The organism is Sulfurospirillum diekertiae, assembly GCF_002309535.1.
GTDB lineage: Bacteria > Campylobacterota > Campylobacteria > Campylobacterales > Sulfurospirillaceae > Sulfurospirillum > Sulfurospirillum diekertiae.
In genome coordinates this window covers 707,183-732,510 of sequence record NZ_CP023275.1, presented here as the reverse complement: position 1 = coordinate 732,510, position 25,328 = coordinate 707,183, and the positions used below count along the sequence as shown (strand labels likewise).

The following is a 25,328-nucleotide window of genomic DNA, read 5'->3' as shown; positions in this document are numbered from 1 at the left end:
GAGTATCAACAGTACGATTAACCGAACCTGCACCAGACCAACCACCCATTATGAATCCTTTAACGTAAGCAAGAAATGAGGAGCTAAAAGAATTTTACCATTTTGAGAAAGCTTATAAATAACAGAACTACCCTGAAGATCAACAGCGGATAAGACCATAATTGCTGAGAAGCCTCAACAACATATTCACCTTTACGAGCCGAAACAGTTACAACCGTGCATTAGGATAAGCACCAAAATTACCATCAAGATCAGGAACAGAAAAACCATTTGATTGACACCACCAGTAATATGGGGAGAACTAGGTAATTTAGACATTGCAGAGGCATCAATTACAAAATCAACATATTGAAAATTTTCACCAGAAGTAAAAATAAAACTATTACGATCAGAAGAAAGAAATACTTGAAAATTAGATCCCAAAATTGTTTTTGAATAATTAAAAATATTATCAACAAAAGAAACAACAACAAAATCTAAATATTCAAGATTATTAGTCTCCGTATTTTGCCCTTGAATAAAAAAAACTAAATCACCTAAACTAACATCAACAGTAGTACCATCAAAAAGAGTAAAAGAAGTATTTATAGGGGCAATAGACAAAACTGCATTAGTAGGAGCATACATAAAAACCCCCTTACTTCATAATTGCAACTGTTTTGTCAAACAGTACATCAAGAGACTGGATAGAAACAAGAACGAGTTTTAAATTATCATCGTTAACCTCTTGTTTAAGCTCTTTTTTTTGCAGATAATCTGAAAGAATTTCAGAACAACGAGTAAGACCAATAACATCATTTTTTAACACTTCGTTATTTTGAAGTGTAGTATCTTGATTAAGCGTTTCCACCACCTGAGAAGCAACAATAAGACCACCACCAATAGCGGGGTTGAAAGCCGTAGCAACTTGACCGACACCTCTTAAAACACTAGACCAGTCGTATCCTTGTAATTTTTTTAAATCCATTTTTTTTCCTTATTTCATAATTATTAGTATAGGATTTGGTTTTGACAAATCCATATCACAATGAATAAACGTGTCGTAAAGCAAAACACGTTTAAAACCTACTTTTAACAGAGCCGAAACAATGCTAAATCGAACACTATCGCTAGGAGTGGAAATATCCACAGCCAAACCTTTTGTATGTGCACTATCTGTTACACCCCCTACATCTTTATTATGTTTTTTACAACGACAACCACAGTTAATTTTAAAAGGAATATTTGCCCATTGACGAGCAGTATCCAACATATAAACAACATCATCATTGATATTATTAAGACCACAACCACACTTACATGTAAACTCTTCTTTTTTGAAGTGTTCAACCATTAACCAATCAATCATTTTTTAACTCCTTTAAAAATACATTTATAAGATCAGGACACAAGATAAAAAAACCTAAAATACAATCGAAATAAAAATCTTCATTTTGTTTCATTTTTTACAATCCTATTTGTTGCTGCAAAGTCACAGCAGATTTTTGTCTATTTCTTTGCGCTCGTTTACGGCAAGAAAAATCATAATATTTACCTCGCTGCTGAGTCACAATTCGACCGCAACCACATTCACAGATTTTATTATCCTGTTGAGTCACACTTATTCCATCCAGGTCAGTCACAGCTTTTGCAAGTGCTCTACCAATACAAAGAGGAACACCGTTACCTACAGCTCTTTTTTTACCTTGCACGTTAAAACTTTTTAAGTCGAAATCATCTTCTAAGCCTTGCAATTTACAAAGTTCTCTAAAAGAACGGCTATCATTTGCAAGTGCACAATGTTCAAATTTCTGTGATCGATCAGTCACGTTTTTTCTTTCAATTTGTAGGTATTTATTCTCTTTATGACCGAATTGAATGTGGCGCAGCCGAGTCACGTTTTCATACCAAGATTGGTTAATGTCAATTCGCTGATGTGAATATCCATCAATTTGAATATTAGGTACACCACTCACATTTTCTAAAAGATACCAGGACGAGTCACACTCTGTGACTATACGTATAAAATTTAAAATCATTTGGTAACCGTATGAATCTTCTAAAGCCGGTCGGTCACGTTTCATAAGAGAAAAATCAGGGCAAGGAGTACCGCCAATTACTCCATCAAATTTACCTTTAACACCTGTAAAGTCACGGATATCAAAATGCTTACCTAGAATAATGTCACCTGCACTTACAACACAAAAACCAGCTTCTTTAAATGCACGATCTAGTAAGCCAATGCCTGAACATAGAGAGAGGACTAATTGCATTTTATGCTCCAATAAATTTAGAAAAATCTTGCATAAACCAATCATGAACGCCTACACCCTCGTCATGTAAAGCGTTATATGTTTGATCAATAGTGTCAAAAACACGATTCACAAAGTAATGTTTATTTTGTTGCATTTTTTCATCATCTAAATCTTTGACCTCAAAACGATTAAAACGATCTAATCGTTTGCTATAAACGTCCTCTAAAACAGTGCTATCATGTTTAGTTTCGGTGTATTCTTTGATCTTATTCATTGCATCTTCAATGGTACATGGACGAAGATTGCCATAGTGAGAAAGAGACGTGGAAAGGAAAGCTTTAAACGCATTATGAACATAGATAAAATCTGTTGTAAATGGTTTAACATAAGTGTCAATTGCATTCGTTTTATAGTGACCGTTAAAGGTTTCAATGACTTTCCAGAGGGGGTGCACTTCGCTACGTTTAAAACGTTGACGTACAGCTTCAACACCTAACATTTTATGAATACCATTTTTTTGAGTTTTAAAACCTAGCATTATTTCGATAGTGTCTTGATCGTTGATATCGCGCAATGAAAAATCATCTAAACAACGACCCCAAAGATTATTTAGGTTATTAAGTATAATTTCAAAACCATCTAAAACCTGACCATCTATAACCATATTTTTAAGCTTCTCACGCCTAATCTGAAACTCAATTCTAAAAACTTCTTTTGTCTCGTCATAGTCTTTATTAGTACGCCACAAACCCTCAATGAAAGACTTGTTAGGAAATTTCTTTATCTCTTTAGTTTTATTATAAACACGCATGAGATAATCACCACCACCTTTCATAAAACCCTGAAAAGAACGTCCGCTATAATAAGAACTATCGCAACCTATTTCATCATCATAATAACGATTATTGCGTGTACGTGTTTTTGTACGGTGAAAATCTAAGATCGTAAAGTTATAACCCTGAACATCACACTGCAAATGTATTTCACTGATCTTAATTGTGTAATGGGAGATAATAAAATCTCTTAAAAACTTATTGACTTTTTGCACGGCAGAGATATAACCGTAACGTTGTAGAAACGAGGCTCTAAATTCGACTTTACAAAATGGGTTAGGGTCTATTGTCGTAATCATTTTTTTAAGGTGAATGGTTACATCAGCGTTTTTAATAGATACGCTAAATCCTCGCACGGTAGCGGGCATAATTTGAAAGAACGCCCCACCGAATGAGTGTTGGTACTGACTAAAGCTTTTATTCTCGTTTTTTTGGCTTTGAGCTTGCATTTTAGTGGATAGAAGATCATCAAGGAGACAGTTGTAGCCTCTAACATCATCACCACTCAAAAGCTGAGAGGGGTAAAGGTGATATTTAAGTGTGTCGATGTTTTGCCAAAGTTTGACCATATTCTGCATTAAAAACCTTTTTGAAATTTGTACCACTAAGCCCCCCTTGATAAACCATTGTGGGGGCAAAGTTTTTTTCGCTTTTTGAAGCTCTACGAATAGAAATTCAAGAAACGAAAAGAGGGCGTTAACCCTCTTAAACTAACTTACTTTTTCCCATGATTGCCAAATAGGTGAAAGAACATCTTGTCCAAAATCTTTAACGAAACCTAGTGAGCCTTTAAACATGTAAGTGCTATTTAACTCTAATTCGTTATACATTGTTTCGGATACATTTTGAACGAGCGTACCGCCTTTAAAAATAAGAGTGATTTTGTAGCGGTTAGGGTAAAAAGTAGGGTCACCCAAAGCGTCAAGAATAGGCGCACCCGTTGTTTTATCCGTTCTTTGTTTACCGTTTTGGACTTCACGTTGTGAAATTTGAGCGGAGAGGGTAACTTTGTTTGCGTTTACTTGCTCATTGTAAAGCGCCATCATTTCGTGGAATTTATCCATAGTCATTTCACCTTCACCAACTTTTGGTGACATGTCTTTCAAACCGACGTTATTGGCTGATTCACCATTATTAACTGGTGTGTGGACTAAAACTGGAACTTCTTTTCCGTTAACGGTTTCCGTTGTTATTTTTGTATTCATGCGATTCTTTCCTTTAATTGTTTTTCTTTTAAATGTATATTTTGCATACGGCTAATAAAAGCCGACCTCGAAACGCCACTCTCTCTAATAATGTCCTCTCTTGTTATAGAGCACCCATAACCACCCCTTTTAATTAAATTTAAAACGGAAGTTAAAAGCATAAAATCCGTTTGTGAAACTTCAAATTTCATTTAACAATCTCAACGACCCAACCAATACGATCTTCAATCGTAACGATGGGATTATTTGTATAATTACGTTTTGCACTTTTGGCAAGGTTACGAGCATCACCAAAAGCACGCCTTTGACCGATTAAAAGACCATTCACGAGAACTCTAAACATTGTTGCCCCTTTGGAACAAAAGAATTAAAACGCTTTACAATCTCCATTAATAGAATTTCAGCACTCTCAAAAGTGTCCTCAAAATTAAAAAGCTTATCAGAGTGATAGAGTTTAATATCTGCAATATGAACATGAGAGCCTTTCACATCAATGCCAAGAGAAGCGGAACGCTCATAATCATCATGATAAATTCGAAAAGAAAGTTTTAAAGCACTCAAATCTATTTCATTATCGTAAACCTCAAAAGGAAAAGGCTTAAGTTTTTTTGGAATGTTGTTAAAGACGATTTTAGGCATTGACTAACCCCTGATGAAATTTGACATAAACTGCACGGAACAAATGAGACATACACGCCACTAAAGCGACCATTTTGTTTTTACCACTCTCAACGAGACGTGTATATTTTTCTTTGATAATGGGATTAAAACGGATAGCAGACATAGCGCAAAGATAGAGAAGTTTTCTAACCAAGGAACTACCACGCTTACTCATAGACTCTTTTTTATGAACTGATGTACCACTCTCAAAAACACGAGGGGAAAGACCCACAAAACTTTGAAGTTGTTTAAGTGTGTAATTCTGAGATTTTAAAAAAATAGGGACAAGCTCTAAAAGGAGAGCATAGCCCACACCTTTAATTTCTTTTTGAAGTTCAATGACATGTGGGAAAAGTTCTTTTAAAACTTTCTCTGCTTCTTTTTCCAAACCTTTTTTTGTCTCTAAAATTTTAAGTTTTAAAATGCACAAAAAAGAGTCTAAAGAAACGATAGGATTTTCTTTTTGAGAATGAACAAAATTTGAAAGTTGAGTATCAAGTTTACGAAGAAGATTAATTGATGATGTATATTTACGAAGTGTTTTATCAGATTGATTGAAGATCGTTTTAAACTCTTCTTGATCTAGTGTTTGAATATACTTAGCAATACCCAAACTATCAGCAAGATCACTTTTTTTACGTGAATTTAAGTGTTTAAGATAGTGACTCATCATGTAAGGATTAATCATTATTTGTTTGAAGTCATGAACAGTGAGAAGCTTTTGCAATACGTGCATATAGTTACTTGTTGCCTCATAACCAAAGAAAAGCTCACTTTTTTTATAAGTCGCTTTCAAGTAATCAAAAAAGCCTAGAATAGAACTCTCATTATTGAGAATTTGAAGAGGGTCGTATTTAAGACCGTCAAGAGTGATAGAAATATCCAACTTATCTTTAGCAACATCAACACCGACAAAAACTTTACGCATAGTAAATCCTTTTTTTTGTATAATGTGTGTACTTCTTTATACTTATAAACGTGATCTAGTCACTAGATTATTATTAAAAGTTAGTACACGAGAACCCCTATCTTTATTAAAAGCTAAATGCCTAAGGAGTGATACGGGGTTAAGCGTGTATATCGTGACAAATAAATTACTTTTAACACGATTTAAAAAAAGTATTAAAGAAATGAATGTCAAAATGAATCTTACAAGGAGTGATGATGAGCCTACTTTTAAGTCCATATGAAGAAAATGGAATTTTTCTTAAGAACAGAGTGGTCATGCCACCGATGTGCATGTACAAAGCCGAAAGTGACGGAGAAGTCACCCCTTTTCATCTTGTCCATTATACGACACGCGCCATAGGAGGCGTGGGATTGATTATCGTTGAAGCCACAGCAGTCGAAGCCCGTGGCAGAATCAGCGAAGCTGATCTAGGACTTTGGGATGATGCCCAAGTACCAGGGCATCAACAACTGGTTCACCTCTGCCATGAATACGGTGCGAAAATGGGCATACAACTCGCTCACGCAGGACGTAAAAGCCTTTGTGCTTCTTCAACGCCTATAGCACCAAGTCCACTGGCATTTAGTGAAAGCAATGGCTATAAGCTCCCACATGAGCTCAGTCTTGCAGAACTAGAAGGGATTAAAAAACATTTTGTTCAAGCTGCCCTTCGTGCCACCTATGCTGGGTATGAGTTTCTTGAGTTGCATGCTGCACATGGTTATTTGCTCTGTGAATTTTTATCGCCTCTGACCAATCAACGCACCGACCAATACGGTGGCAGTGTGGAAAACCGTTGTGCGTTTGTCCTCGAAGTGGCTCAAGCTATTTTGGATGCAACGGAAACAGTACCTCTCTTTGTACGTATTAGTGCCGATGAATGGATGGAAAAGGGTTGGAATATTGAAGAGAGCATCTATCTTGCCAAAAAGCTTCAAAGTATGGGTGTTGCGATGATTCACGTCTCAGCAGGCGGTAATAATGAAGCGCAAAACATGCCACCACTTGTACCACTTTACCAAGCTGCGTATGCCAAAGTCATTCGTGAAAGCGTAGGAATTCCGACGATTGCTGTGGGACTCATTACCACCGCAGCAGAGGGAGAAAAGCTTTTGCAAGGAGGCTTTTGTGATTTGGTGGCTTACGGTAGAGAACTGTTACGCAATCCTAATTTTGTTTTTTATGCCGCTAAAGAAGAAGGTAAAAAAGCACTCATTGAGCCTTCCTATGTAAGAGCCTTTTAATTTTACATGTAATTCATTTGTAAGGAGTTGTCGATGATCAAAAACGTATGGTTTATACTTCTTTTTCTTGTCGTATTCCAAAGCTTACAGGCTGGTATTTTGCGCGATCATTTGGGATTAGGAGATGACGAAGAGGGAAAAGAGGCTCGCTTTTCCAAAGAGATACGGCTCATCGCTAATGTCAGTTATGGAAACAATGCCAAAGAGCGTTTCGATGTCTATACTCCTTTACATGTAAACACCTCAACCCTTGCGCCAGTTATCTTTATGGTGCATGGAGGTGCATGGAAAATTGGCGACAAGAAGATGCAAAATGTGGTGGAAAACAAGGTGAATTACTGGGTTGCTAAAGGCTACATTGTTATCTCCACCAATTATAAACTTCTCCCCGAAGCGCCCGTGAGTGAGCAACTCAATGACGTCGCTAAAGCACTAGGATTTGCTCAAGCCCAAAGTGCTTCTTGGGGTGGAGATAAAACTAAATTTATTGTTATGGGACACTCGGCGGGTGCGCATATCATCGCGCTTATTGCCTCTTCAAATAGTTTATATCCTACGTACTCGATTACCCCTCCCATTGCTGCTGTTTTTCTTGACAGTGCCGTGATGGACACACCAGCCCTTATGAGTGCCAAACATATGCGCTTGTATGACCCTGCTTTTGGAACAAACCCTGTCTATTGGCAAAGTCTCTCACCGTACCATCAACTTACAACAAAACGGATGCCTCTTCTTGCCGTTTGCTCGACCAAACGTGAAGATTCTTGCCCACAAGCTGAAAAATTTTTAACCAAAGCGACAACCTTGGGAACAAAAACCTTATTATTGAAAGAGAATATGAGCCACCGAGAAATCAACAAACTTTTAGGTGAAGAGGTCATGTATACCAAAGCAGTCGATGACTTTTTAAACCAGAGCTTAGAAGCGGCATCGCATTAAAAATCAAACTTCTTTGTTCTTTTAATATGCGCCATACGTGATTTATTTAAAACTTATAAATAAATTAAAAATATCATATGTTAAAAAGATGTAAGCTTATGGAACACAACATGCATAAAGCTTTTAAAAAGGCTACATCATGGAAGAAGTACGCGATCGCTACGTAAGTTTTCATAATATTGACTGCTACGAAAATGCGACCCATGTGTTAGATGCCATGTACGAACTTTTTGAGCTTCGTCCTGAAGCAAAAAATGATTTATGGATTCGTTTTGAAACACTCATTCCTAAAGATTACAAAGCTGTTTTTGCCAAACATGATTCAAAAGATATTCTTTACCATATTTGTTCTCATGTCTTTTATCTTTCAGCGCTTTTTGAAGAGTATGCGTTTGAAAAAGGCATCGAGTTGATGGAAAAAGCCGAAATGGAGTGTTGTTAAAAATCCTACAAAAAACCATGTTGACTTGCTATAATTGCACCAAGATTTTTGCAGGAGCAGAAGATGGCTTATTATAGTTGGATTTTAACTTTTCACGTTATGGCGTTTATGTCATGGATGGCAATGCTTTTTTATCTCCCGCGTCTTTTTGTTTACCATGTGGAACACTCTCATAAGAGTGAATTTGTTGAAGTCGTCAAAATTCAAGAGTACAAAGTCTACAAATACATCGGTCTACCTGCTTTTTGGGCAACCCTTTTAAGTGGTGCCGCCATGCTTATAGTGAACCCTATTTTATTTGAAACGGGCGAATGGCTGTATGCAAAACTTGTTGTGGTCGCTCTAATGACAGCGTATTCATTTTCATTAGAGTATTTTAGAGTACAACTTGAGAACGATGAATGCAAACGTAGTGGCAAGTTTTTTCGCGCCTACAATGAAGTTCCAACGCTTCTTTCTATTTTGATTGTCGCGTACGTTGTGGTTAAAACGTTTTCATTACTCTTTACCGCCATTATCATTGCTTTTTTTGCCTTTGTCATTTACATGATTTTTCAACAACCAGAGCATAAAGAGTAATTTCCTTTTTATTGTTCACATACCTTTACATGTAAACGATAAAGAACCTCTTATTGTGAAGGTAAGTTAACCGAAGAAGATATTGCGTTCTCGCGAAGTATGGTTTTATTTTTTGTTTTGTACATTTTGGTATCGGCCTCTACCATTAAATCATCAAGCAAACTCTCTTTATTGCCTATAGCCATACCTATAGAGACTCCCAAATACCGTCTATTCCCTTTTAGTATGACTGGCTCTTTTAACGCTTCTGTACACTTTGATACCACCAAACTAGCAGCGCTCGTTGCACAAGATAGATCACCATCAAGGTCGCTCAGCAAAATCACAAATTCATCGCCTCCAATTCTCGCCAACGTATCACTCGTGCGTATCAGCGATGAAAAACGTTTTGCCACTTCCATCAGTGCTTCATCTCCTGCATTATGGCCCAAAGAATCATTGATCGCCTTAAAGCCATCCAAATCCATAAAAAGCAATGCTAATCGTGTATTATTTCTCGCACATCGTGCTAATGCTTGCTCCAACCTATCAACCATCAAAAAACGATTGGGAAGCTTTGTCAGATAGTCATAGTGCGCTATTTCTTTAAGCTCTTTTTGACTCTCTAACAGCATCGCCATCAGTCGATTGAAGGCCGCGGTTAAATAACCAACTTCATCCATTCGTTTAATTGGCAATGGTTTAAGAGGTACTTCTCCTAGCGACATCTTATCAGCCAAAGAAGCAGACGTTCGCAAAGGTCTAAAAAATAAAAATAAAAATGCAAAAAGTATGCTAGGAACAATGATAAGACTTGCTGCATGTGCTTGAATAAGGGTTGTTTTAATATTTTCTTCCATAGCGAAAGCTTCTTTGGTTTGAATACGAGAAACGACAAACCAATCCGTATTTGGAACAGATGTCATAGCCGATAATTCTTCCACTCCATGTGCATTAATCGTGATTCCACTCCCTCTAAAACCTGCTATTGCCTTGTCATGTAAAAGGTTTTCCCCTCGTTTGGGTGTAGGCTTTAGTATGAGTTCTTTTTGCGTGGCAGCAACAAAAATTTGTTTTTTTGCATCCACCAGCAAAAACCCACCTGTCTGTCCAATATGACCATTAAGAACACGGTCAAAAAAACCTGGAGTGTCAAAATTGGTCATCCCCACCATAATGGCACGTATACTTCCTAAATTATCCTTGATAGGTACAGAGAGCGGAAGAACAGGCACTTTTGAAATCGTACTCACAATCGGTGTTCCAATGACAAACGCTTGTGTCATTGCCTGCTTAAAAAAATCGTCCTCTGCATAAGCTTTTTCACCTTCGTTGATTTCAGTACCATTTCCAGCGATGAGTGTCCCCTCTTTGTTTAGAACAAACAAAGCACCTGAAAAAATGGGGTTTAATTCTTCTCGCTCCGTAAGCCATTTTTTGAGTGCCTTTGGATCTTCGAGCAGTGAAGGAGGTAGTAAAGAAGCGAGTTTCGTCAGAAAACTTTTTCGAACGTCTAAGTTATGCGTGACATCTTGAGCACCCTCGTCGGCAAGTGCTTCTAGATGAATCGAAAGAACTTTGAAAAGATTCGTATGGATAGTCTGAAAGGAGAGATAATACCGTGTGAATCCCCCTATAATGATGATCATAAATGCAAACAAAATGACGCGAGTAAGAATACTATTTTTAATTTTGCTCAAACGATCGTCTTTCAATGTAAACAAAGTACCTCTTTTGTCTATAGTGAGTGCAATGATTCACTTTAATTATAATGAAAATGTAACTTTAAGTGCTGTATTGTACTTGTCTATACCTTAAGAGACAAAGAAGAAAAGAAGCTACTTTTTGCAATTGAGTATAAATAATAGTGTATGAAAAATCTAAAGACTCTGCCCCACAAGATACCCAGAAGCCCATGCAAAATGGAGGTTAAAGCCACCGCAATCACCATCAATGTCCAACACTTCGCCACAAAAATAGAGATTTTTAATCTTTTGTGACATGAGATTTTTACTCTCTAGTTCTCGCACATCCACGCCACCTGCGCACACTTCGGCACTTTCAAAGCCTTTGGTTGCGTTTACATGTAACCGAAGTGCCTTGAGCGCAAAGACCATCTTTTTGATCTCTTTAGCTCCCAAGGATGAGGCTTCTTTCATAGGTGTTAGGTGTGTGTTTTCAATGATGAAATACGCTAATTTTTTAGGAATCATCCCCTCAAGCCACAAGGAGAGCGATTTGTCTTTGGCGATGCTAAGTCTTTTTTGAAGTAGTGAACTGAGCGCTTCACGTGAAAAATTGGGCAAAAGATCAAGTACAACGTCGACGGATTCACCGTGAACCAAGGCATGAGAGGCTTTGCGGCTCAGGTCTAAAATCGCTGAACCCGAAAGCCCGTACGCGGTAAAGAGTAGATCGCCCTGAACGCTTTGGGCTTTTTGATTGGCGATGTAAAGTTCTACATTGGCGTCCATCTTCACGCCACTGACCTCTTTGAGATGCGGCTCATCGCACACAAACTGCACCAAAGAAGGATACGGCTCAATGACGCTATGACCCAAGGTTTTGGCAAAACCATAACCACTGCCAGAACTCCCAAGATTGGGCATCGCAACACTGCCCGTAGCGATTACACAGGCATCAAAAACGTGCGCTTTTTCGTTTACATGTAAAACAAATTCGGTACCTTTTTTCTCAATTTTGGCTACTTCCGATTCGAGCAAAATATTTACATGTAAGGCTCTTGCTTCATGCAACAGCATATCGACTACGCTTGAAGCTTGATGGCTCATCGGATACAATCTACCCTCTTCGCCTTCGCGCATTTCCAGACCTAAAGAGCGAAAAAAAGCTTTACATGTAAAGGTGTCAAAACGTCGTAATGCCTCTTTGGCAAAGCCAGGAGATTCTCCGTGGTAACGCTCAAGGCTGATCTTTTCATTGGTAATATTACACTTACCATTGCCCGTGGCTAAAATCTTGCGCCCGACCTTGCTGTTTTTCTCAAACAGTGTGACGCTATGTCCTTTGCGAGAAGCTTCGATGGCACATACCAACCCTGACGCCCCGGCTCCAATGATGGCAATGCGACTCATAAAAGACGCATTCCTTCATCGTTTAGTTCAAGTTTTTTCGCCTCAATCAGTTTGGTGAGGGCACGTTTATACGCCTTACGGCTGAGCCCAAAACGCTGTGAAATCTGCTCAGGTGTGCTCTTGTAATTCATCTCACATGCCCCACCCGTTGCACTTAAAATCTCAACAATCTTAACCGCAGCGACTTCATCGCTTTTATCGCCAATGGGTTGTAAAATGATGTCCAGTTTTCCATCTTTGCGAAGGGTTTTGATATACCCTACTTTTTCGTCCCCCACTTCGATGTTTTCAAAAATTTCACTGTGAAAGATAAGCCCATCGTACAGGTTGTTTACGATCACTTTAAAGCCAAGAGGCGTTTTTTCACGCACCAAGAGTTTAACCTCTTGTTTGAGTTTGAGTGCGCTCAAATCTTTTTTCAAACAGTCGTTGTACTTTTGCGTCCCAATAATACGTCCAGTCTCATCATCCAAACTAACCTGTACGATCACCTTCATCCCCACGTAAAACGGAAACTTTTGAAGCGCTTTAGGCACCAGTAAATCTTTGGGCAAGCCCCAGTCTAAAAACGCGCCAAATTCTGTGACATCGACTACTTCAAAACAGGCAAATTCATCGAGCATGGCTTTGGGAAACGTGGTACTCGCCACAATACGATCTTCGGAGTCAAAATAGACAAAAACGTCGATTTCATCGCCCTCTTTCATCGCAAAAGTGACGTATTGATTGGGAAGAAGGACTTCATCCTCATCTTTACAGATTAGGTAAACGCCATTGTCCGTATAGCGATTGATTTTAAGACGGTTTTTTTCACCCACAAGGAGGTATTGATTCATAATGACTTCTTTATTTTTTTATTTTACATCGATCATTCATATCGCTGAGTTCCATATTCAAGGCATGTGTAGAGATCATGACTTCCCAAAGGGAGATAAAAAGCGACACACACATGGCAATAAGACTGAGTCCAAAAATTTGTTTCCCGATGCCAAAGAGTCCTAAGAAAAGTTCAAACATAGAGAGAGTGCAGAGAAGAATGGAGAGAACCCCAAAAAACTGCATCCATTTGGTCAGCTCCAAACGGTGTTTAAGATTGCCAATTTGCTTGTACTCTTCACAGTTTTCACGCTCGGTGGATTGACGATGCAGCATCCGAATGAGTTGTGCAACAGCCAAAAAACGGTTGGTGTACGCCAATAAAAGAAGCGAAACAGCAGGGAACAAAAGGGCGGGGGTTGAAATTTCAATCTCCATGATTATCCTTTACATTAAGTGCTTTTATTGTACCTTAAAACGGCTTTTACCAAACCAAACTTTATGCTTTCGTGCGCTATAATCTAACCACTTTAACGAGGTGGAAACGACACGAATGCTTGAAAATATTGCGCAAATGCTCTGCTCTAAAGAGAGACTACTCACTGAAATTTACTTCGATCTTCAGCTCTTTTTTGAATCAAAATATGGCAAAAATACGATTGTTTTTATGGAAATTGGCTCTTTTTTTGAAACCTACGAAGTCAACAACGAAACCCACCAAATCGGCAAAGCCAAAGAAGTGAGTGAGCTTTTAAACATCCAACTCACCCGAAAAACAAATCCATTTTAGAAAACTCACTGCAAAATCCCCTTCTTGCAGGCATCCCCTCTGTTTCGCTGGATCGTTACCTTAACCGCCTGGTTCAAAGTAAAAAATACACCATCGTTTTGGTACGCCAAAAGGGTGAGCCACCGCATGTCAAACGTTACATCTCCAACATTATAAGCCCCGGAACGAATTTTGACTATCTCATCGAATCCAGTGAAAACTACCTCGTCTCTTTGTTGATTGACTGCAATCACCAAATTTATTCTGTTGGCTACAGTGCGATTGATGTCACTACCGGTAAAACGATGATCAACGAAGTGCATGGCACAAGAGAAGATAAAACCTATGCCCTCGATGAAATCTTTAACCTTTTACAAACCTATAAAACCAGCGAAATTGTGCTCACGTTTAACACGGAGAGCATCGATAAAGAATGGGTGCAAAATTACCTTGAAATTACGCCCAGCGTAGTTCATTGCATCAACAAAGAGCGCTTGAAAGTGACCTATCAAAACGAGCTTTTTGGACGCATTTACGCCATTCGCTCTCTGCTTTCTCCGATCGAGTACCTTGACATCGAACGCTACCCATATGCCAGTGAATCATTGGCGATTTTATGCGATTTTATCATCGAACACGATGCTAATATCATTGAGAAGATGAGCCGCCCTATTTTGCTTGGCAACAGTCGTTACCTCTACATCGGCAACAATGCACTCGAACAGCTCGACATCATCTCTAAAAACCCTTCGGAGATGACGCTTTTAAACCTGATCGATCAGACCTCCACCGCCATCGGAAAACGGCTTTTAAAAGAGCGCCTGCTCAATCCCATTTGTGACCTTAAAACCTTAAATGAGCGTTTTGATTTAAGCGCTCAACTCATCAGCGATTATAAAAAATTTGAAATTGCGCTCAAACAAGTCTACGATTTGGAACGCATTTTAAGGCGTATTGCACTTAAAAAGCTGCACCCGTTGGAGCTTGATTACCTCGGGACATCGCTTGAAGCGATTTTGGGCATTCTCAAAGCAGCAGAGCTTAAAAAAGTACCCATTCCCAAAGAGCTTTTCGATGAAAGTGAAGCACTGCTTTTGATGCTTAAAAATACTTTTGTACTGGATAGTTGCGCGAAATTTCGAAAAGATCAGATTAGTGAAAATCTGTTTCAAAAAGGGATCTTTCCGCAAATTGATAAAATAGAACAAAACAAACAAGAGCGTTTTAGCGCACTCGAGCACATCGCAAACCACATTGAAGCGCTCTTTGAAGAAGGCAATCGCTCCACACTGAGCATCGAATGGTTGGAGAGTGAGGGACATTACATTGCGATCAGCAGAAACCGTTTTGCGCTCATTGAAGACAAACTGATGCAAAGCTTTATCACCATTGGCGAGCAACACTATTTCTTCAAAGATTTTACCTACAAGCACCTCAAAAATAGCGTGAAGATTTCTGCCTCACTCATTGATGAGATTTCCCAAGAGATAACGCTGAGCAACCTTCAAATGATCGCATTGGTGAAACAACGTTACGATGAGATGTTAGAGAAAATCGAGACGCATTATGCGTTGACGCTGGAGCATCTCATCTCGTTTGTGGGCACACTGGATGTTGCGCTAAGCAATGCCAAATGTGCCGTTTTATACAACTACGTCCGACCTGAGCTTTTACCGATGCAAGAGAAAGGGCGTTTTATTGAAGCCATAGGGCTACGTCATCCGCTCATTGAATCGCGCGAAGAGAATGGCATTTACATTCCTAACGATCTTTTCTTAGGGCATTGCACGCCAGAGATCACGCACGATCATGTTACGCTTGAAGCGTGTCATGAGAATGATGTGCAAGGTATCTTGCTCTATGGCATCAACTCCAGCGGTAAATCCTCTTTAATGAAAAGCCTTGGTATCGCCGTCATTATGGCGCAAGCGGGCTTTTTTGTGCCGTGTGCGAGTCTGCGTTTTCATCTTTTCGATAAAATCTTTACACGCATTATCAGCCATGATAATCTCTACAAAGGGCTTTCAACGTTTACGGTGGAGATGTTGGAGCTTAAAAACATTTTTAACCGCGCCACGGAGTTTTCCCTTGTACTAGGTGATGAGATTAGCCATGGAACGGAGACCGAATCGGCTTTGGCGATTGTGGCAAGCAGCGTCATTAAAATGCACACGTTAGGCTCTTTCTTTGTCTTTGCCACGCACTTACATCAACTAAACCGTCTTTCACTCATTTCGGAGCTTAAAAAGGTGATTTACCTCCATTTGGGTGTGAGTTACGATGAGGAGAGTGACAAGCTTTTGTACAACCGAAAACTGGAAATTGGAAGTGGAAGCTCACTGTACGGTTTAGAGTTTGCAAAATCATTGCATATGGACCCAACGTTTATTAAAACCGCCTACGACATTCGTAGAAGCCTTGCAGGTGAACTGGGCGATATGGAGCTTTTAAAGCAGAAAAAACGCAGTAAATACAATAAAAACCTCTACCTTGCCAAATGTGCGCTGTGTGATGAGTATGTTGAAGAGGTGCATCACATTAAAGCGCAAGAGTGCGCAGATGAGCACGGCAACATCGACCACTTTCACCAAAATCACCGTTACAACCTTATCCCATTGTGTGCCAAACATCATAAAATGGTACATGAAGGAAAGATTGTCATTAGCGGTTTTGTGATGGGCAGTGACGGTTTAAAACTCAAGTACGAAGAGAAGTAAAGAGCATTTCTACTCTTTACATGTAAAGTTTACGCGGTTTTAAACTGGGAGAGCGTGCTACTGAGTGAACCTGCTAATTTAGAGAGATGTTCTGCTGCCGAGGCGATCTCTTCGACACTTCTTGCATTAGAGCTTGAGAGTTCATTAATCGTGCTAATTTTTTCAATGACTGCACTTTGAATCAATTTCACATTGGAATCGGCTTTATCAACCACTTCATCCGTCGCTTCAACGCTTTGTGCCAACATTGCAACCCCATCACTCGTTTGAGTCGTTACTTTGGTAGAAAATTCCGTTAACTCATGGATGCGTTTCGCATTGCCATTCATCTCGCCACTGATATCACCGATAGATTGAACGATGACATTGACCGTTGCGTTGGTATCAACCAAACTTTTTTGGGTTCTCTCTGCCAATTTTCGCACCTCATCGGCAACGACGGCAAATCCACGCCCATGTTCTCCCGCACGCGCTGCTTCAATCGCTGCATTCAGCGCTAATAAGTTCGTTTGATCTGCAATATCGCCGATAACATCTAAAACTGATCGTACCTGTTGAGCCTCTTCAGCAAGGTGGTTAAGGCGTTCATTGATGGCAGCTTCGGCGTGCGCGGTTTGGTTGAGTTGAGAGATTGTCTCTTCGAGTAAATTTTGAGCAATACTCAAGCTTTTTTGGGCATCACCAGTGACTTCTTTTACTTTTTTTGCTTGATTTTTGGCTTCATCCATCTGTGATGAAACGATCCCAGCATCGCTTGTTGTTTGAAAGACAATAGCGGATTCTTCTTCGGCACGCTTACCAATTTGCAAACTGGTACTAGAAAGTTCCTCCGCCACAGAAGCATTTTCGATAGCATTGCTTTTTGCATTTGAAATTGCATTTTTGAGTTCCGCCAAAAGCGTATTGACAGCATGGGTAATGCCACTAATCTCATCGTGACTACCAGTTTCTATTTTCAGACTTAAATCTTTCGTATGAATTATCGCATCACAGCTTTTTTTCGCACGCTCTACAGAAGATTGTATCGATGAATTGATGATAAAAAAGATGATCAGCACTACGATAATAACCACGATCAGCAGTGTAATCGACGTTAGTTTAGCCGTATCAAGTTTTTCAAAATTGACTGTTTGAATCTGACCAATAATATCGTTAAGCTGTACCAATAATGGATTAAATATTTCGCCACTCTCTTTGGCTATGCGTTCCAGCATCTCATAATCAGCCTTATGGTCTACCTCAAAAGAGGGCTCATGCACTTTTTTCCCATATTTTTTCCAAAGTGCCATGCGCTGTTCGTCAAGAGCATACCACGCCTCAAGACCTTTTTTAATGGTGATCACTTTTTCTTGATTGGTTTTCAAAAGCAACTGCCCAGAGAGCGTCTCCATTTTTTTAACAGCGTCTTCATAATGCTCTTTATACCTATCAAGATTTTTTTGTTGAAAATAAATTTGATAATTCCATTGCTCTAACCGCATTTGTAAAATATGTTCTTCTATCTCGCTCGTCCCCGCCAAGCGCATCGCTGCCACTTTTCCAACACTAGACAAATGGTTTAGTTCGTAACCTAAAATACCAAAACTGGTAAGCAATACGACCAAAAGAAGTATCAGTTTACTTTTAATTGTTGAAATTGACATTATTATCCTTTAATAAAATAGTGTGTAATAATATATTTTATTCACTTAATTCATTATTAATATTATTAGTTTTGTTTTATAGGAAGACAGCGTAGTCGCTTATACCTCTTCAATTCAAAAAGAGGTATAAGCTTTACATGTAAAAGGTTACGCGGTTTTAAATTGTGCTAATGTGAGGCTCAAACTCTCCGATAAACGTGCCAAATGTTCAGCGGCAGCAGTCATACTGCTCTACACTATCAATAAATCTTTGGCTAACGCATCCGCTACATTTTTAGAGCACAACTGTTCCACGAGTGAGAGTGCAAATAGCATGGCGGTACTGGGCCCTTGCGATGTTGTTACATTGGCATCTTTGATCACTTTAGCGTTTGCGGTGTACCCTTCTTCGCCAATTTTAGCCTGAAATCCTGGGTAACACGTGTAGGTGTTTTTAAGCACGCCCGCCGTTTTAAGCGCATAAGGAGCGGCGCAAATAGCGGCAATCGCTTTGCCTTTGGCATCAAAGGCTTTTAGGAGTGCCTGCACGTTTTGATCGGCGGCTAAATTGGTCGCACCGGGGAGTCTTCCGGGAAGCGCTATCATATCAAAACCGTTTCCATCTAACTCTTTTAAAAGTGCGTCTGCTACGACGGTAACACCGTGTGCCCCTTTTACATGTAAAGATTCTAAGCCTGCCATCACCACCTCAATCCCTGCTCGTCTTAAAATATCGACAATACTCAAGGCTTCGATCTCTTCAAATCCCTCCGCCAAAGGGACAATCACTTTTTTGCTCATTTTGAACTCCTTGTTTTAAACTTTAAAATAGTGTAACTGGTCGTTGAGTTTTTGCGTCACGCTGTGCAGATGTTCTGCCGCTGAAGCGATCTCTTCGATGTCTCTTGCATTACTTGATGTGATATGGTTGATCTCATTAATCTCATCGACAATCGTTTTGATCTCACTGCCGGTCTCTTCCGAAGTACGGGTTGCTAAAGCGACCACGTTAATGGCATTGCTCATGAGTACCACCGACGTGTCTATTTTATGGGAAACTTCCGCTGATTGGGTTACAAGAGCTTCAAACAGTGTTGCATTTTGTTCTATCTGCGCGGCAGCATTGACAATCGCTTGCACAATGACACTGACCGTTGCGTGGATTTCGACCAAACTTTTCTGTGTTCGTTCCGCCAATTTACGCACCTCATCCGCCACAACCGCAAATCCTCTGCCATGTTCACCTGCACGTGCCGCTTCGATGGCAGCATTGAGTGCCAATAAGTTGGTCTGATCGGCGATGTCACTAATCACGCTTAAAATTCCTTTGACATTATCGGCATCATGCGAAAGTGTGACCATTTTGGTTTGCAATTCACTCTCGACGACAGCTGTTTGCTCAATTTTTGCAATGAGAACTGTAAAAATTTGATTGGCCTCCGTGAGTGCCTCGTTGGTTTGGATAATTTCAACTTGTGCTTTTTTGGAGTTATCCACCGATCCATCGATGTTATCACGTGCTTGATTGCCCGTTTGAGTCGTGCGCGCCACGATGTGACTCTCTTCTTCCGCCCGTTTACCGATGTTGTTGGATGTGGTCGAGAGTTCATGCGACACGGCGGCATTCTCATCACTCGCATGAATCGCGCCAATCACAATCTTTCGCAACCGCTCCATAAAGGCATTGAGTGCGTCCACAATCTCTTTGAGCTCATCATTGTAAGGCGTACTGTAACGAAGGGTTAAATCGCGTTCATTGGCAACAATCGCTTGAGTTAAACCACGCAAGGGAACTAAAACACTGCGAATGATCAAGAAAATGAGACACAACACACTTCCCACGATCATTCCACCTACGATGACATAAATCACGGTTGTCCTACGAATACTCTCATCAATTTCGGTGTCCAATGTCTGCGTAGATTTTTCCACAAGCGCTTCGGTTTGATGTACGGTGTCGCGAAGTTTTCCATTGAGCCCACTTTTTTCATTCAACCCTAACACTTCATAGGCCTTCACAAATTCAACAAAACTCTGGCGATACGTCTCAAGAAGTTTCACGGAAAAAGCAAGCTCTTCATGACTCTGCGCATACGCAAGCGCCTTTTCATAATTGACACGATGCTCTTCAGCATATTTGGGAGAAAGACGGAGCATAAAGTCTTTTTCATTACGGCGCAATGTCAGCATCAACGTCTGCATTTTGTAATCTTTAAGATCTTTAAAGCCACTCTCCGTTTCATGAATCGCTTGACGCATGTGTCCTTCAAGTCCCGCTTCTGGACTCAGCCCTATTTTCTTTTTTTGAGCAACGACTTCATTAAAAAGACGGACATAGGTCGTGGTCACTCCGTGCAACTGCGTTAGATTGGTTGTATTAATGCCTTTTTCATCTGCATTTTTGGTAATCATTTTTAAACGTTCTAAAAGTTTGGTAGATGATTCTAGCAGTGCTTTTTCATACGCGACATCGTGGCGCATCAAAAAGTCTTTTTCATGTTTGCGAAGCGTCAAAATATCTTCTTTAAGCGAAGAGATATTCTCACGAAGATTTAAAAGGACTTTTTCTTTATCATGAAAAAATTTTGCCGTTGTATGAATGGCGGTAAGCCCCAATAAAACGACACATGCTAGTAAAATATTACGCGCTTTAATGGAGAGATTCGTCAACATGGCAACACTCCTATCAAACGATTGAGTTGGAGTTATTATAACATGAAAGCAGAGAGGAGAGAGCGTAAAAACATAGTACAATCACCTGTACTATGTTTTTACATGTAAGATTATTTGACTTTTTCTAAATACTCGCCGCGAACGGTGTCAACTTTGATGACATCGCCTTCAACCACGTGGAAAGGTACTTGAACAACAGCACCACTCTCAAGCGTTGCAGGTTTTTTACCACCTTGAGTATCTCCTTTAAAGTTAGGAGGAGTCTCAACGATTTTAAGCTCAACAAATTGAGGTGCTTCAACGCTGATAGGTTTACCATTATGGTACAGCATATCTACATTCATACCATCAATGATCCAGTCCGCTGCTTCGCCCACTTGATCGTGTGATAAGGCAATTTGCTCATACGATACGCTGTCCATAAATTGTAAGAACTCACCATCATCATACAAAAACTGCATGATTTTATCTTCAAGATGTGGTGTTTCACATTTATCGCCTGCATGAAATGTTTTTTCGATCACTTTGCCATCCATAAATGATTTGATTTTACAGCGTACAAATGCCGCACCCTTGCCCGGTTTAACATGTTGATACTCTACGATTTTATACGGTGTACCGTTAATTTCGATCTTTAACCCTTTTTTTAAGTCGCCCATTGAAATAGAGGCCATACATTCTCCTAAATTTTAGTTTTCATCATTATAGCGAAAAAAGTGGCGACAACAAAATCACCTATTTTTATACAATATATTGTATATTTAAATCAATATAAATAACTTATTTAACAATATAAACGATATAATATTCTATAAAAAGTTTAAAATATAAATTAATTAGTATGTTTAATACGTTTTAATTTATGTTTAATACATTTTTTTGTACTATAATACGATGAAAACAAGCGATATCATCAATCTTTTGCATAATGCCATTGAAGCCGAAAACATGGGGAAGAAGATTTCTCAAAAAAAGATGGCAGAAACTTTTGGAATATCCATGCGTACTTATCAAGAGTGGAGACTCGGTAGTAGCGCACCCATGGGAATTCCAGTGGTTTTTAATATGTTGGGTATGTTAAAAGATGAAGATATTGTGAGGTTGGTACGTAAGATTAATGACGGGCAAAAAGGAACGGTATGACAAACTTATCTGTAAGTGAGAAATTGGCATTAGAAGAAGTATTTGAATGTTTAAAAAATGAGAATTGTCGTAAAATGAGTATTATCAACAAACGTCTTTTTGCTTTTCGTGTGATGCGCTTATTGGTTTTAACCCGCAGAAAATTTTTACATGTAAAACGATAAGTTTCCTTATGCTTTACATGTAACTGTCTTTAGATCGCTTTCGTGCTACTCATCAGCACAGGAACAACGATTAACGATACAATAACCGCCGCAATAGTTCCAAAGATCAACGCAACACCCAACCCACCAAAAATAGGATCGGTTGCCAAGAGTGTACTCGCTAAAATAATCGCCGCAGCCGTCAGAACAATCGGTTTTGCTCTGGTAGCACTCGCTTTGGCAATCGCCTCTTTTTTATCCATTCCTTGAGTCATTAACGTCTTGGTAAAATCAATCAATAACAGTGCATTTCTAGAGCTAATGCCCATCAATGAAATGAAACCAATCAGTGATGTTGCCGTGAGAAAAAAGGTCGTTGGTGTAAACAAATCCATGATCCAATGCCCAACGATAACCCCAATAATGGAGAGGAAACTCCCTAAAAGCACGATGCCAGAGAGTGCAAAGCTTTTATAATAAACGACCATTAACAAGAAAATCAGAATAAGCGCTGCAATGAAAGCTCCACCAAGATCTCGAAAGGTATCCATTGTTACTTTCATCTCACCATCCCAGACAAGATTAAATACCTCGCCACTCTTTTTATCTTTGAGCGTCAAATCAAAGAGGTGGCTTCGACTAATCTCAAATTCATCTTTCAAAGTATCTTGAATACGACTGCGTGCATCCAAAAGTGGATAGACCTGAGAAACCAAATCTGCTTCGGCAACAATGCTCACCATTTTCTGCAAATTTTTTGACATAATGGTTGGCGTTGACTTCACTTTTTCGACGTGTACCACTTCAGAAAGAGGAACCATCATGCCTTGTGTATTCATTAACTTTAAAGCGCTTAGTTTGGCACTTAACTCCTCTTTAGAAGCATAAGGAAGTGACTTAGAAGCTTCACTTAAAACCACAAAAAGTGGGATTTGAGAAGGCGAACTTTCACTGTTTTTGTGAGCAACATGCTCCCCTTCAAAGCTCAAATACAATAGCTCGTTAATCTGTGCAAGACTTAGATGAGAACGAATCACTTTTTCTTTATCGGGGACAAGAACATACTTATCAAAGATCTTATCTGCCAACATATCGACATCCACAAGGTCTTTCGTTTGAGCCAATATCTGTTTGATCCTTTGCCCAAGGGCATTCAATGCAGACGCATTATCGCCATACAGTTCGACCACAAGCGCTGCCATGGTTGGAGGGCCTGCAGGTTGTTCCACCATCTTAATGGAGGTTTGAGCAATCAAAGTTTCACAGCTTTTTTGGATGATCGGACGTAAGCGATGCACCATGGCAAAAGAACGCTCATTACGCTGATGCAAATCGCTGAGATTGACCACGATTTCACTCACATATTCGCCACTCTTCAGCCCAGAGCCTTTTACCAACCCTGCATAATCCAAAGGTGAGCCCATGCCATTAAAGACTTCAATGTTCTCAACCTCTTTCTCTTTTTGTAAAATACCTACCACACACGCATTTACTGTATTTGTTTCTTGATAAGAGCTTCCATTGGGAAGATCAATATAGATTGAAAACGTGTTAGTACTTTTACCCGGCAACATTTTGGCCAAAACAATTTTTGTGGGAAACATCATCACTGCTGCGACAAAAGCTAAAAGTGTAAACAGCAAGACCAGCTTTTTTTTACGCTCTTCCACCAAAATAGAGTGAATAAACTGCTCAAATTTCTGCATCATTCTCTCCTTTGGCATGCGTTGGTTTTTTCAAAAATTTCTTGGCTAGAAATGGCGTGAAGATATAGGCGATCAAAAGCGAAGCCAGCATCGCAACGGGCACATTCAGCGGTATAGGCTTCATAAATTCGCCCATCATTTGCCCAACAAATGCCATCGGAACCATCGTCAAAATAATCGCTATCGTTGCTAAATTAGTAGGTGCTCCAATCTCATCGGTCGCCTCAATGAGCAATTCATCCATCTCTTTATCATGAGCATCTTTACTGTGCAAATGGCGATGAATATTTTCGATGACGACAATGGCATCATCGACCAAAAGCCCAAGGCTCAGCAAAAAGGCAAACAAGGTAATACGGTTAATCGTTTGACCGCTCATGTAGGCAATAAAAATGGTAATCGCCAAAATAGCAGGAACGGTGAGCGTCACAATCAGCCCTTCCCTCCAACCTAAAATAAAAATCAATAAAAGCGCGATAATCACAATGGAGATAAGCAGGTGAAAGACCAGTTCATTGACCGCTTCATTGGCACGCTCGCCATAATTTCGCGTCACAATAGTCCCAATTCCCTCTTTCGCTAATGCCTCTTTACTTGCTTCAAGTCGTTTCACAACATCATCTGCAATGACCACAGCATTGGAGCCTTTGAGCTTGGAAACACTCAACGTGACTTGATCTTGTAGCGGTGTAAAATTCTCACCTTGCTTATAACTGATCTGTGCACTCTTTTTATTTTGAATGTCATCCCCCAAATGAACGGTGGCAATATCTTTTAGATACACCACAGAACCGCCATAATTGGCAACAATCAGATTTTGAATATCTTGGATAGTTTCCAATGCATTTTTAACACCAAAAACGACCAGCTTTCCCTCTTGGGTACGATTTTTGACTTCAGGAGAAGAAGCGGTCAGTGATTTTAAAGAAGCGATTATTTGATCCAACGAGAGATGATACCCTGCAAGACGCGAGAGGTCAATCTCAATATTAAACTGCTCTTTATGCTCCCCTTTGATCTCTGTTTTAGCCACATTGGGAACATTTCCCAGTGAATTGCGAAACGCATCAACACGCTTATAGAGGGCAACATTATCCACACTCTGCGCTGTTTTAGCGTAAAAAGCAATAGAGAGGATCGGTATATCAATGTCAATATCAAAAGGTCGGACAAGCGGTGTTGTCGCACCTTCAGGCATTTGATCCATATTTTGCATGACTTTATCGTAGAGCTTGAGATTCGAAGCTTCTCGGTTTTCACCAATGTAATACATAACATTTACAATGCCCACATTATCACTTGCAACCCCGTAAATATGCTCCACACCTTTAATTTCTTTAATGCGTCTCTCCAGTGGACGTACAACCATCTGCTCAATCTCAGCTGCACTAGCCCCTGGCATGGAGACAATCACTACACCGCCGCTAATCGAAATCTGAGGATCTTCTTCTCTTGGCATTAAAGAGAGTGCCACAACCCCTAAGGAGATAAGGGCAATCCCTAAAATCATCGTTAAAGGATTGCGTAAAAAGAGGCGAGCTAAATAGCCTGCTAAGTATTTTTCTTTGTATTTATTCATG

General features: G+C 39.7%; 27 protein-coding genes. 8 read left to right on the top strand and 19 right to left on the bottom strand.

What is annotated here, in order from left to right:
- Positions 1-192: 192 nt before the first annotated feature.
- The 9 genes from SJPD1_RS03755 to SJPD1_RS03715 all read right to left on the bottom strand — a co-directional run bounded on the left by SJPD1_RS03755 (position 193) and on the right by SJPD1_RS03715 (position 5,860).
- Positions 193-627, bottom strand: a complete 435-nt coding sequence (locus tag SJPD1_RS03755) for a hypothetical protein (RefSeq protein WP_096046022.1) — start codon at positions 625-627, stop codon at positions 193-195.
- A gap of 10 nt (positions 628-637) precedes the next feature.
- Positions 638-967 carry a hypothetical protein gene (locus SJPD1_RS03750; protein WP_096046021.1) on the bottom strand — a complete coding sequence of 110 codons (330 nt, stop codon included), beginning with the start codon at positions 965-967 and terminating at the stop codon, positions 638-640.
- Between the two features lie 9 nt (positions 968-976).
- Positions 977-1,348, bottom strand: coding sequence for a D-Ala-D-Ala carboxypeptidase family metallohydrolase (locus SJPD1_RS03745; protein WP_096046020.1), 372 nt, complete (start codon positions 1,346-1,348; stop codon positions 977-979).
- Positions 1,349-1,445: 97 nt separating this feature from the next.
- Positions 1,446-2,252, bottom strand: a complete 807-nt coding sequence (locus tag SJPD1_RS03740) for a DNA cytosine methyltransferase (protein WP_168171312.1) — start codon at positions 2,250-2,252, stop codon at positions 1,446-1,448.
- 1 nt (position 2,253) lies between these two features.
- Positions 2,254-3,645, bottom strand: coding sequence for a hypothetical protein (locus SJPD1_RS03735; protein WP_138070099.1), 1,392 nt, complete (start codon positions 3,643-3,645; stop codon positions 2,254-2,256).
- A gap of 132 nt (positions 3,646-3,777) precedes the next feature.
- Complete coding sequence (locus tag SJPD1_RS03730; protein ID WP_096046017.1) at positions 3,778-4,272, bottom strand: hypothetical protein; 495 nt, start codon at positions 4,270-4,272, stop codon at positions 3,778-3,780.
- 187 nt (positions 4,273-4,459) lie between these two features.
- Positions 4,460-4,615 carry a hypothetical protein gene (locus SJPD1_RS14490; protein ID WP_161491999.1) on the bottom strand — a complete coding sequence of 52 codons (156 nt, stop codon included), beginning with the start codon at positions 4,613-4,615 and terminating at the stop codon, positions 4,460-4,462.
- Positions 4,597-4,911: a hypothetical protein gene (locus SJPD1_RS03720; RefSeq protein WP_096046016.1), complete on the bottom strand. Its 315-nt coding sequence runs from the start codon at positions 4,909-4,911 to the stop codon at positions 4,597-4,599. The genes SJPD1_RS14490 and SJPD1_RS03720 overlap by 19 nt, the downstream gene beginning before the upstream one ends.
- Positions 4,904-5,860 carry a transposase gene (locus SJPD1_RS03715; protein WP_096046015.1) on the bottom strand — a complete coding sequence of 319 codons (957 nt, stop codon included), beginning with the start codon at positions 5,858-5,860 and terminating at the stop codon, positions 4,904-4,906. Before SJPD1_RS03715 ends, SJPD1_RS03720 begins: the two co-directional genes overlap by 8 nt.
- Before the next feature lie 233 nt (positions 5,861-6,093).
- Here SJPD1_RS03715 and SJPD1_RS03710 point away from each other — a divergent pair, with 233 nt between their 5' ends.
- The 4 genes from SJPD1_RS03710 to hemJ all read left to right on the top strand — a co-directional run bounded on the left by SJPD1_RS03710 (position 6,094) and on the right by hemJ (position 9,085).
- Positions 6,094-7,125, top strand: coding sequence for an NADH:flavin oxidoreductase/NADH oxidase (locus SJPD1_RS03710; protein WP_168171311.1), 1,032 nt, complete (start codon positions 6,094-6,096; stop codon positions 7,123-7,125).
- A gap of 33 nt (positions 7,126-7,158) precedes the next feature.
- Positions 7,159-8,064 carry an alpha/beta hydrolase gene (locus SJPD1_RS03705; protein WP_096046013.1) on the top strand — a complete coding sequence of 302 codons (906 nt, stop codon included), beginning with the start codon at positions 7,159-7,161 and terminating at the stop codon, positions 8,062-8,064.
- Between the two features lie 139 nt (positions 8,065-8,203).
- Positions 8,204-8,506 (top strand): N(2)-fixation sustaining protein CowN, encoded by a 303-nt coding sequence (gene cowN / locus SJPD1_RS03700; RefSeq protein ID WP_096046012.1) that lies wholly within the window; start codon positions 8,204-8,206, stop codon positions 8,504-8,506.
- A 63-nt stretch (positions 8,507-8,569) separates the two neighbouring features.
- A complete protein-coding gene (gene hemJ / locus SJPD1_RS03695) occupies positions 8,570-9,085 on the top strand; it encodes a protoporphyrinogen oxidase HemJ (RefSeq protein ID WP_096046011.1) in 516 nt (171 codons plus the stop codon).
- Positions 9,086-9,135: 50 nt separating this feature from the next.
- Here the strand turns inward: hemJ and SJPD1_RS03690 are convergent, their stop codons facing one another.
- The 4 genes from SJPD1_RS03690 to SJPD1_RS03675 all read right to left on the bottom strand — a co-directional run bounded on the left by SJPD1_RS03690 (position 9,136) and on the right by SJPD1_RS03675 (position 13,413).
- The gene (locus SJPD1_RS03690) at positions 9,136-10,788 is read right to left on the bottom strand and encodes a diguanylate cyclase domain-containing protein (RefSeq protein WP_096046010.1); all 1,653 of its coding nucleotides are present in this window, start codon (positions 10,786-10,788) and stop codon (positions 9,136-9,138) included.
- Between the two features lie 156 nt (positions 10,789-10,944).
- The gene (locus SJPD1_RS03685; protein ID WP_096046009.1) at positions 10,945-12,159 is read right to left on the bottom strand and encodes a BaiN/RdsA family NAD(P)/FAD-dependent oxidoreductase; all 1,215 of its coding nucleotides are present in this window, start codon (positions 12,157-12,159) and stop codon (positions 10,945-10,947) included.
- Positions 12,156-12,995 (bottom strand): CvfB family protein, encoded by an 840-nt coding sequence (locus tag SJPD1_RS03680; RefSeq protein WP_096046008.1) that lies wholly within the window; start codon positions 12,993-12,995, stop codon positions 12,156-12,158. Before SJPD1_RS03680 ends, SJPD1_RS03685 begins: the two co-directional genes overlap by 4 nt.
- 10 nt (positions 12,996-13,005) lie before the next feature.
- Complete coding sequence (locus SJPD1_RS03675; protein ID WP_096046007.1) at positions 13,006-13,413, bottom strand: DUF2721 domain-containing protein; 408 nt, start codon at positions 13,411-13,413, stop codon at positions 13,006-13,008.
- Positions 13,414-13,528: 115 nt separating this feature from the next.
- On the opposite strand from SJPD1_RS03675, the gene SJPD1_RS14640 reads away from it, so the two are divergent.
- Together SJPD1_RS14640 and SJPD1_RS03670 are read left to right on the top strand one after the other, a co-directional pair.
- Positions 13,529-13,765 carry a hypothetical protein gene (locus tag SJPD1_RS14640; RefSeq protein ID WP_226372240.1) on the top strand — a complete coding sequence of 79 codons (237 nt, stop codon included), beginning with the start codon at positions 13,529-13,531 and terminating at the stop codon, positions 13,763-13,765.
- On the top strand, positions 13,759-16,461 hold the full coding sequence (locus SJPD1_RS03670) for a MutS-related protein (RefSeq protein WP_338055415.1): 2,703 nt from the start codon (positions 13,759-13,761) through the stop codon (positions 16,459-16,461). The genes SJPD1_RS14640 and SJPD1_RS03670 overlap by 7 nt, the downstream gene beginning before the upstream one ends.
- A 29-nt stretch (positions 16,462-16,490) precedes the next feature.
- Here the strand turns inward: SJPD1_RS03670 and SJPD1_RS03665 are convergent, their stop codons facing one another.
- From SJPD1_RS03665 to efp, 4 genes are all read right to left on the bottom strand, one after another.
- Entirely contained in the window at positions 16,491-18,104 is a 1,614-nt protein-coding gene (locus SJPD1_RS03665) for a methyl-accepting chemotaxis protein (RefSeq protein ID WP_096046006.1), read from the bottom strand.
- Positions 18,105-18,335: 231 nt separating this feature from the next.
- On the bottom strand, positions 18,336-18,884 hold the full coding sequence (locus SJPD1_RS03660; RefSeq protein WP_096046005.1) for a DJ-1 family glyoxalase III: 549 nt from the start codon (positions 18,882-18,884) through the stop codon (positions 18,336-18,338).
- Between the two features lie 15 nt (positions 18,885-18,899).
- The gene (locus SJPD1_RS03655) at positions 18,900-20,756 is read right to left on the bottom strand and encodes a methyl-accepting chemotaxis protein (protein WP_096046004.1); all 1,857 of its coding nucleotides are present in this window, start codon (positions 20,754-20,756) and stop codon (positions 18,900-18,902) included.
- Positions 20,757-20,866: 110 nt separating this feature from the next.
- A complete protein-coding gene (gene efp, locus SJPD1_RS03650; RefSeq protein ID WP_087437940.1) occupies positions 20,867-21,430 on the bottom strand; it encodes an elongation factor P in 564 nt (187 codons plus the stop codon).
- A 220-nt stretch (positions 21,431-21,650) separates the two neighbouring features.
- Between efp and SJPD1_RS03645 the strand changes: the two genes are divergently transcribed.
- Entirely contained in the window at positions 21,651-21,899 is a 249-nt protein-coding gene (locus tag SJPD1_RS03645; RefSeq protein ID WP_037958366.1) for a DNA-binding protein, read from the top strand.
- The gene (locus tag SJPD1_RS14485; protein WP_168171310.1) at positions 21,896-22,063 is read left to right on the top strand and encodes a hypothetical protein; all 168 of its coding nucleotides are present in this window, start codon (positions 21,896-21,898) and stop codon (positions 22,061-22,063) included. The genes SJPD1_RS03645 and SJPD1_RS14485 overlap by 4 nt, the downstream gene beginning before the upstream one ends.
- A gap of 29 nt (positions 22,064-22,092) precedes the next feature.
- Here the strand turns inward: SJPD1_RS14485 and SJPD1_RS14835 are convergent, their stop codons facing one another.
- Together SJPD1_RS14835 and SJPD1_RS14830 are read right to left on the bottom strand one after the other, a co-directional pair.
- Positions 22,093-23,748 carry an efflux RND transporter permease subunit gene (locus SJPD1_RS14835; protein WP_338055402.1) on the bottom strand — a complete coding sequence of 552 codons (1,656 nt, stop codon included), beginning with the start codon at positions 23,746-23,748 and terminating at the stop codon, positions 22,093-22,095.
- The gene (locus SJPD1_RS14830; RefSeq protein ID WP_096046002.1) at positions 23,735-25,327 is read right to left on the bottom strand and encodes an efflux RND transporter permease subunit; all 1,593 of its coding nucleotides are present in this window, start codon (positions 25,325-25,327) and stop codon (positions 23,735-23,737) included. The genes SJPD1_RS14835 and SJPD1_RS14830 overlap by 14 nt, the downstream gene beginning before the upstream one ends.
- Position 25,328: the final 1 nt, after the last annotated feature.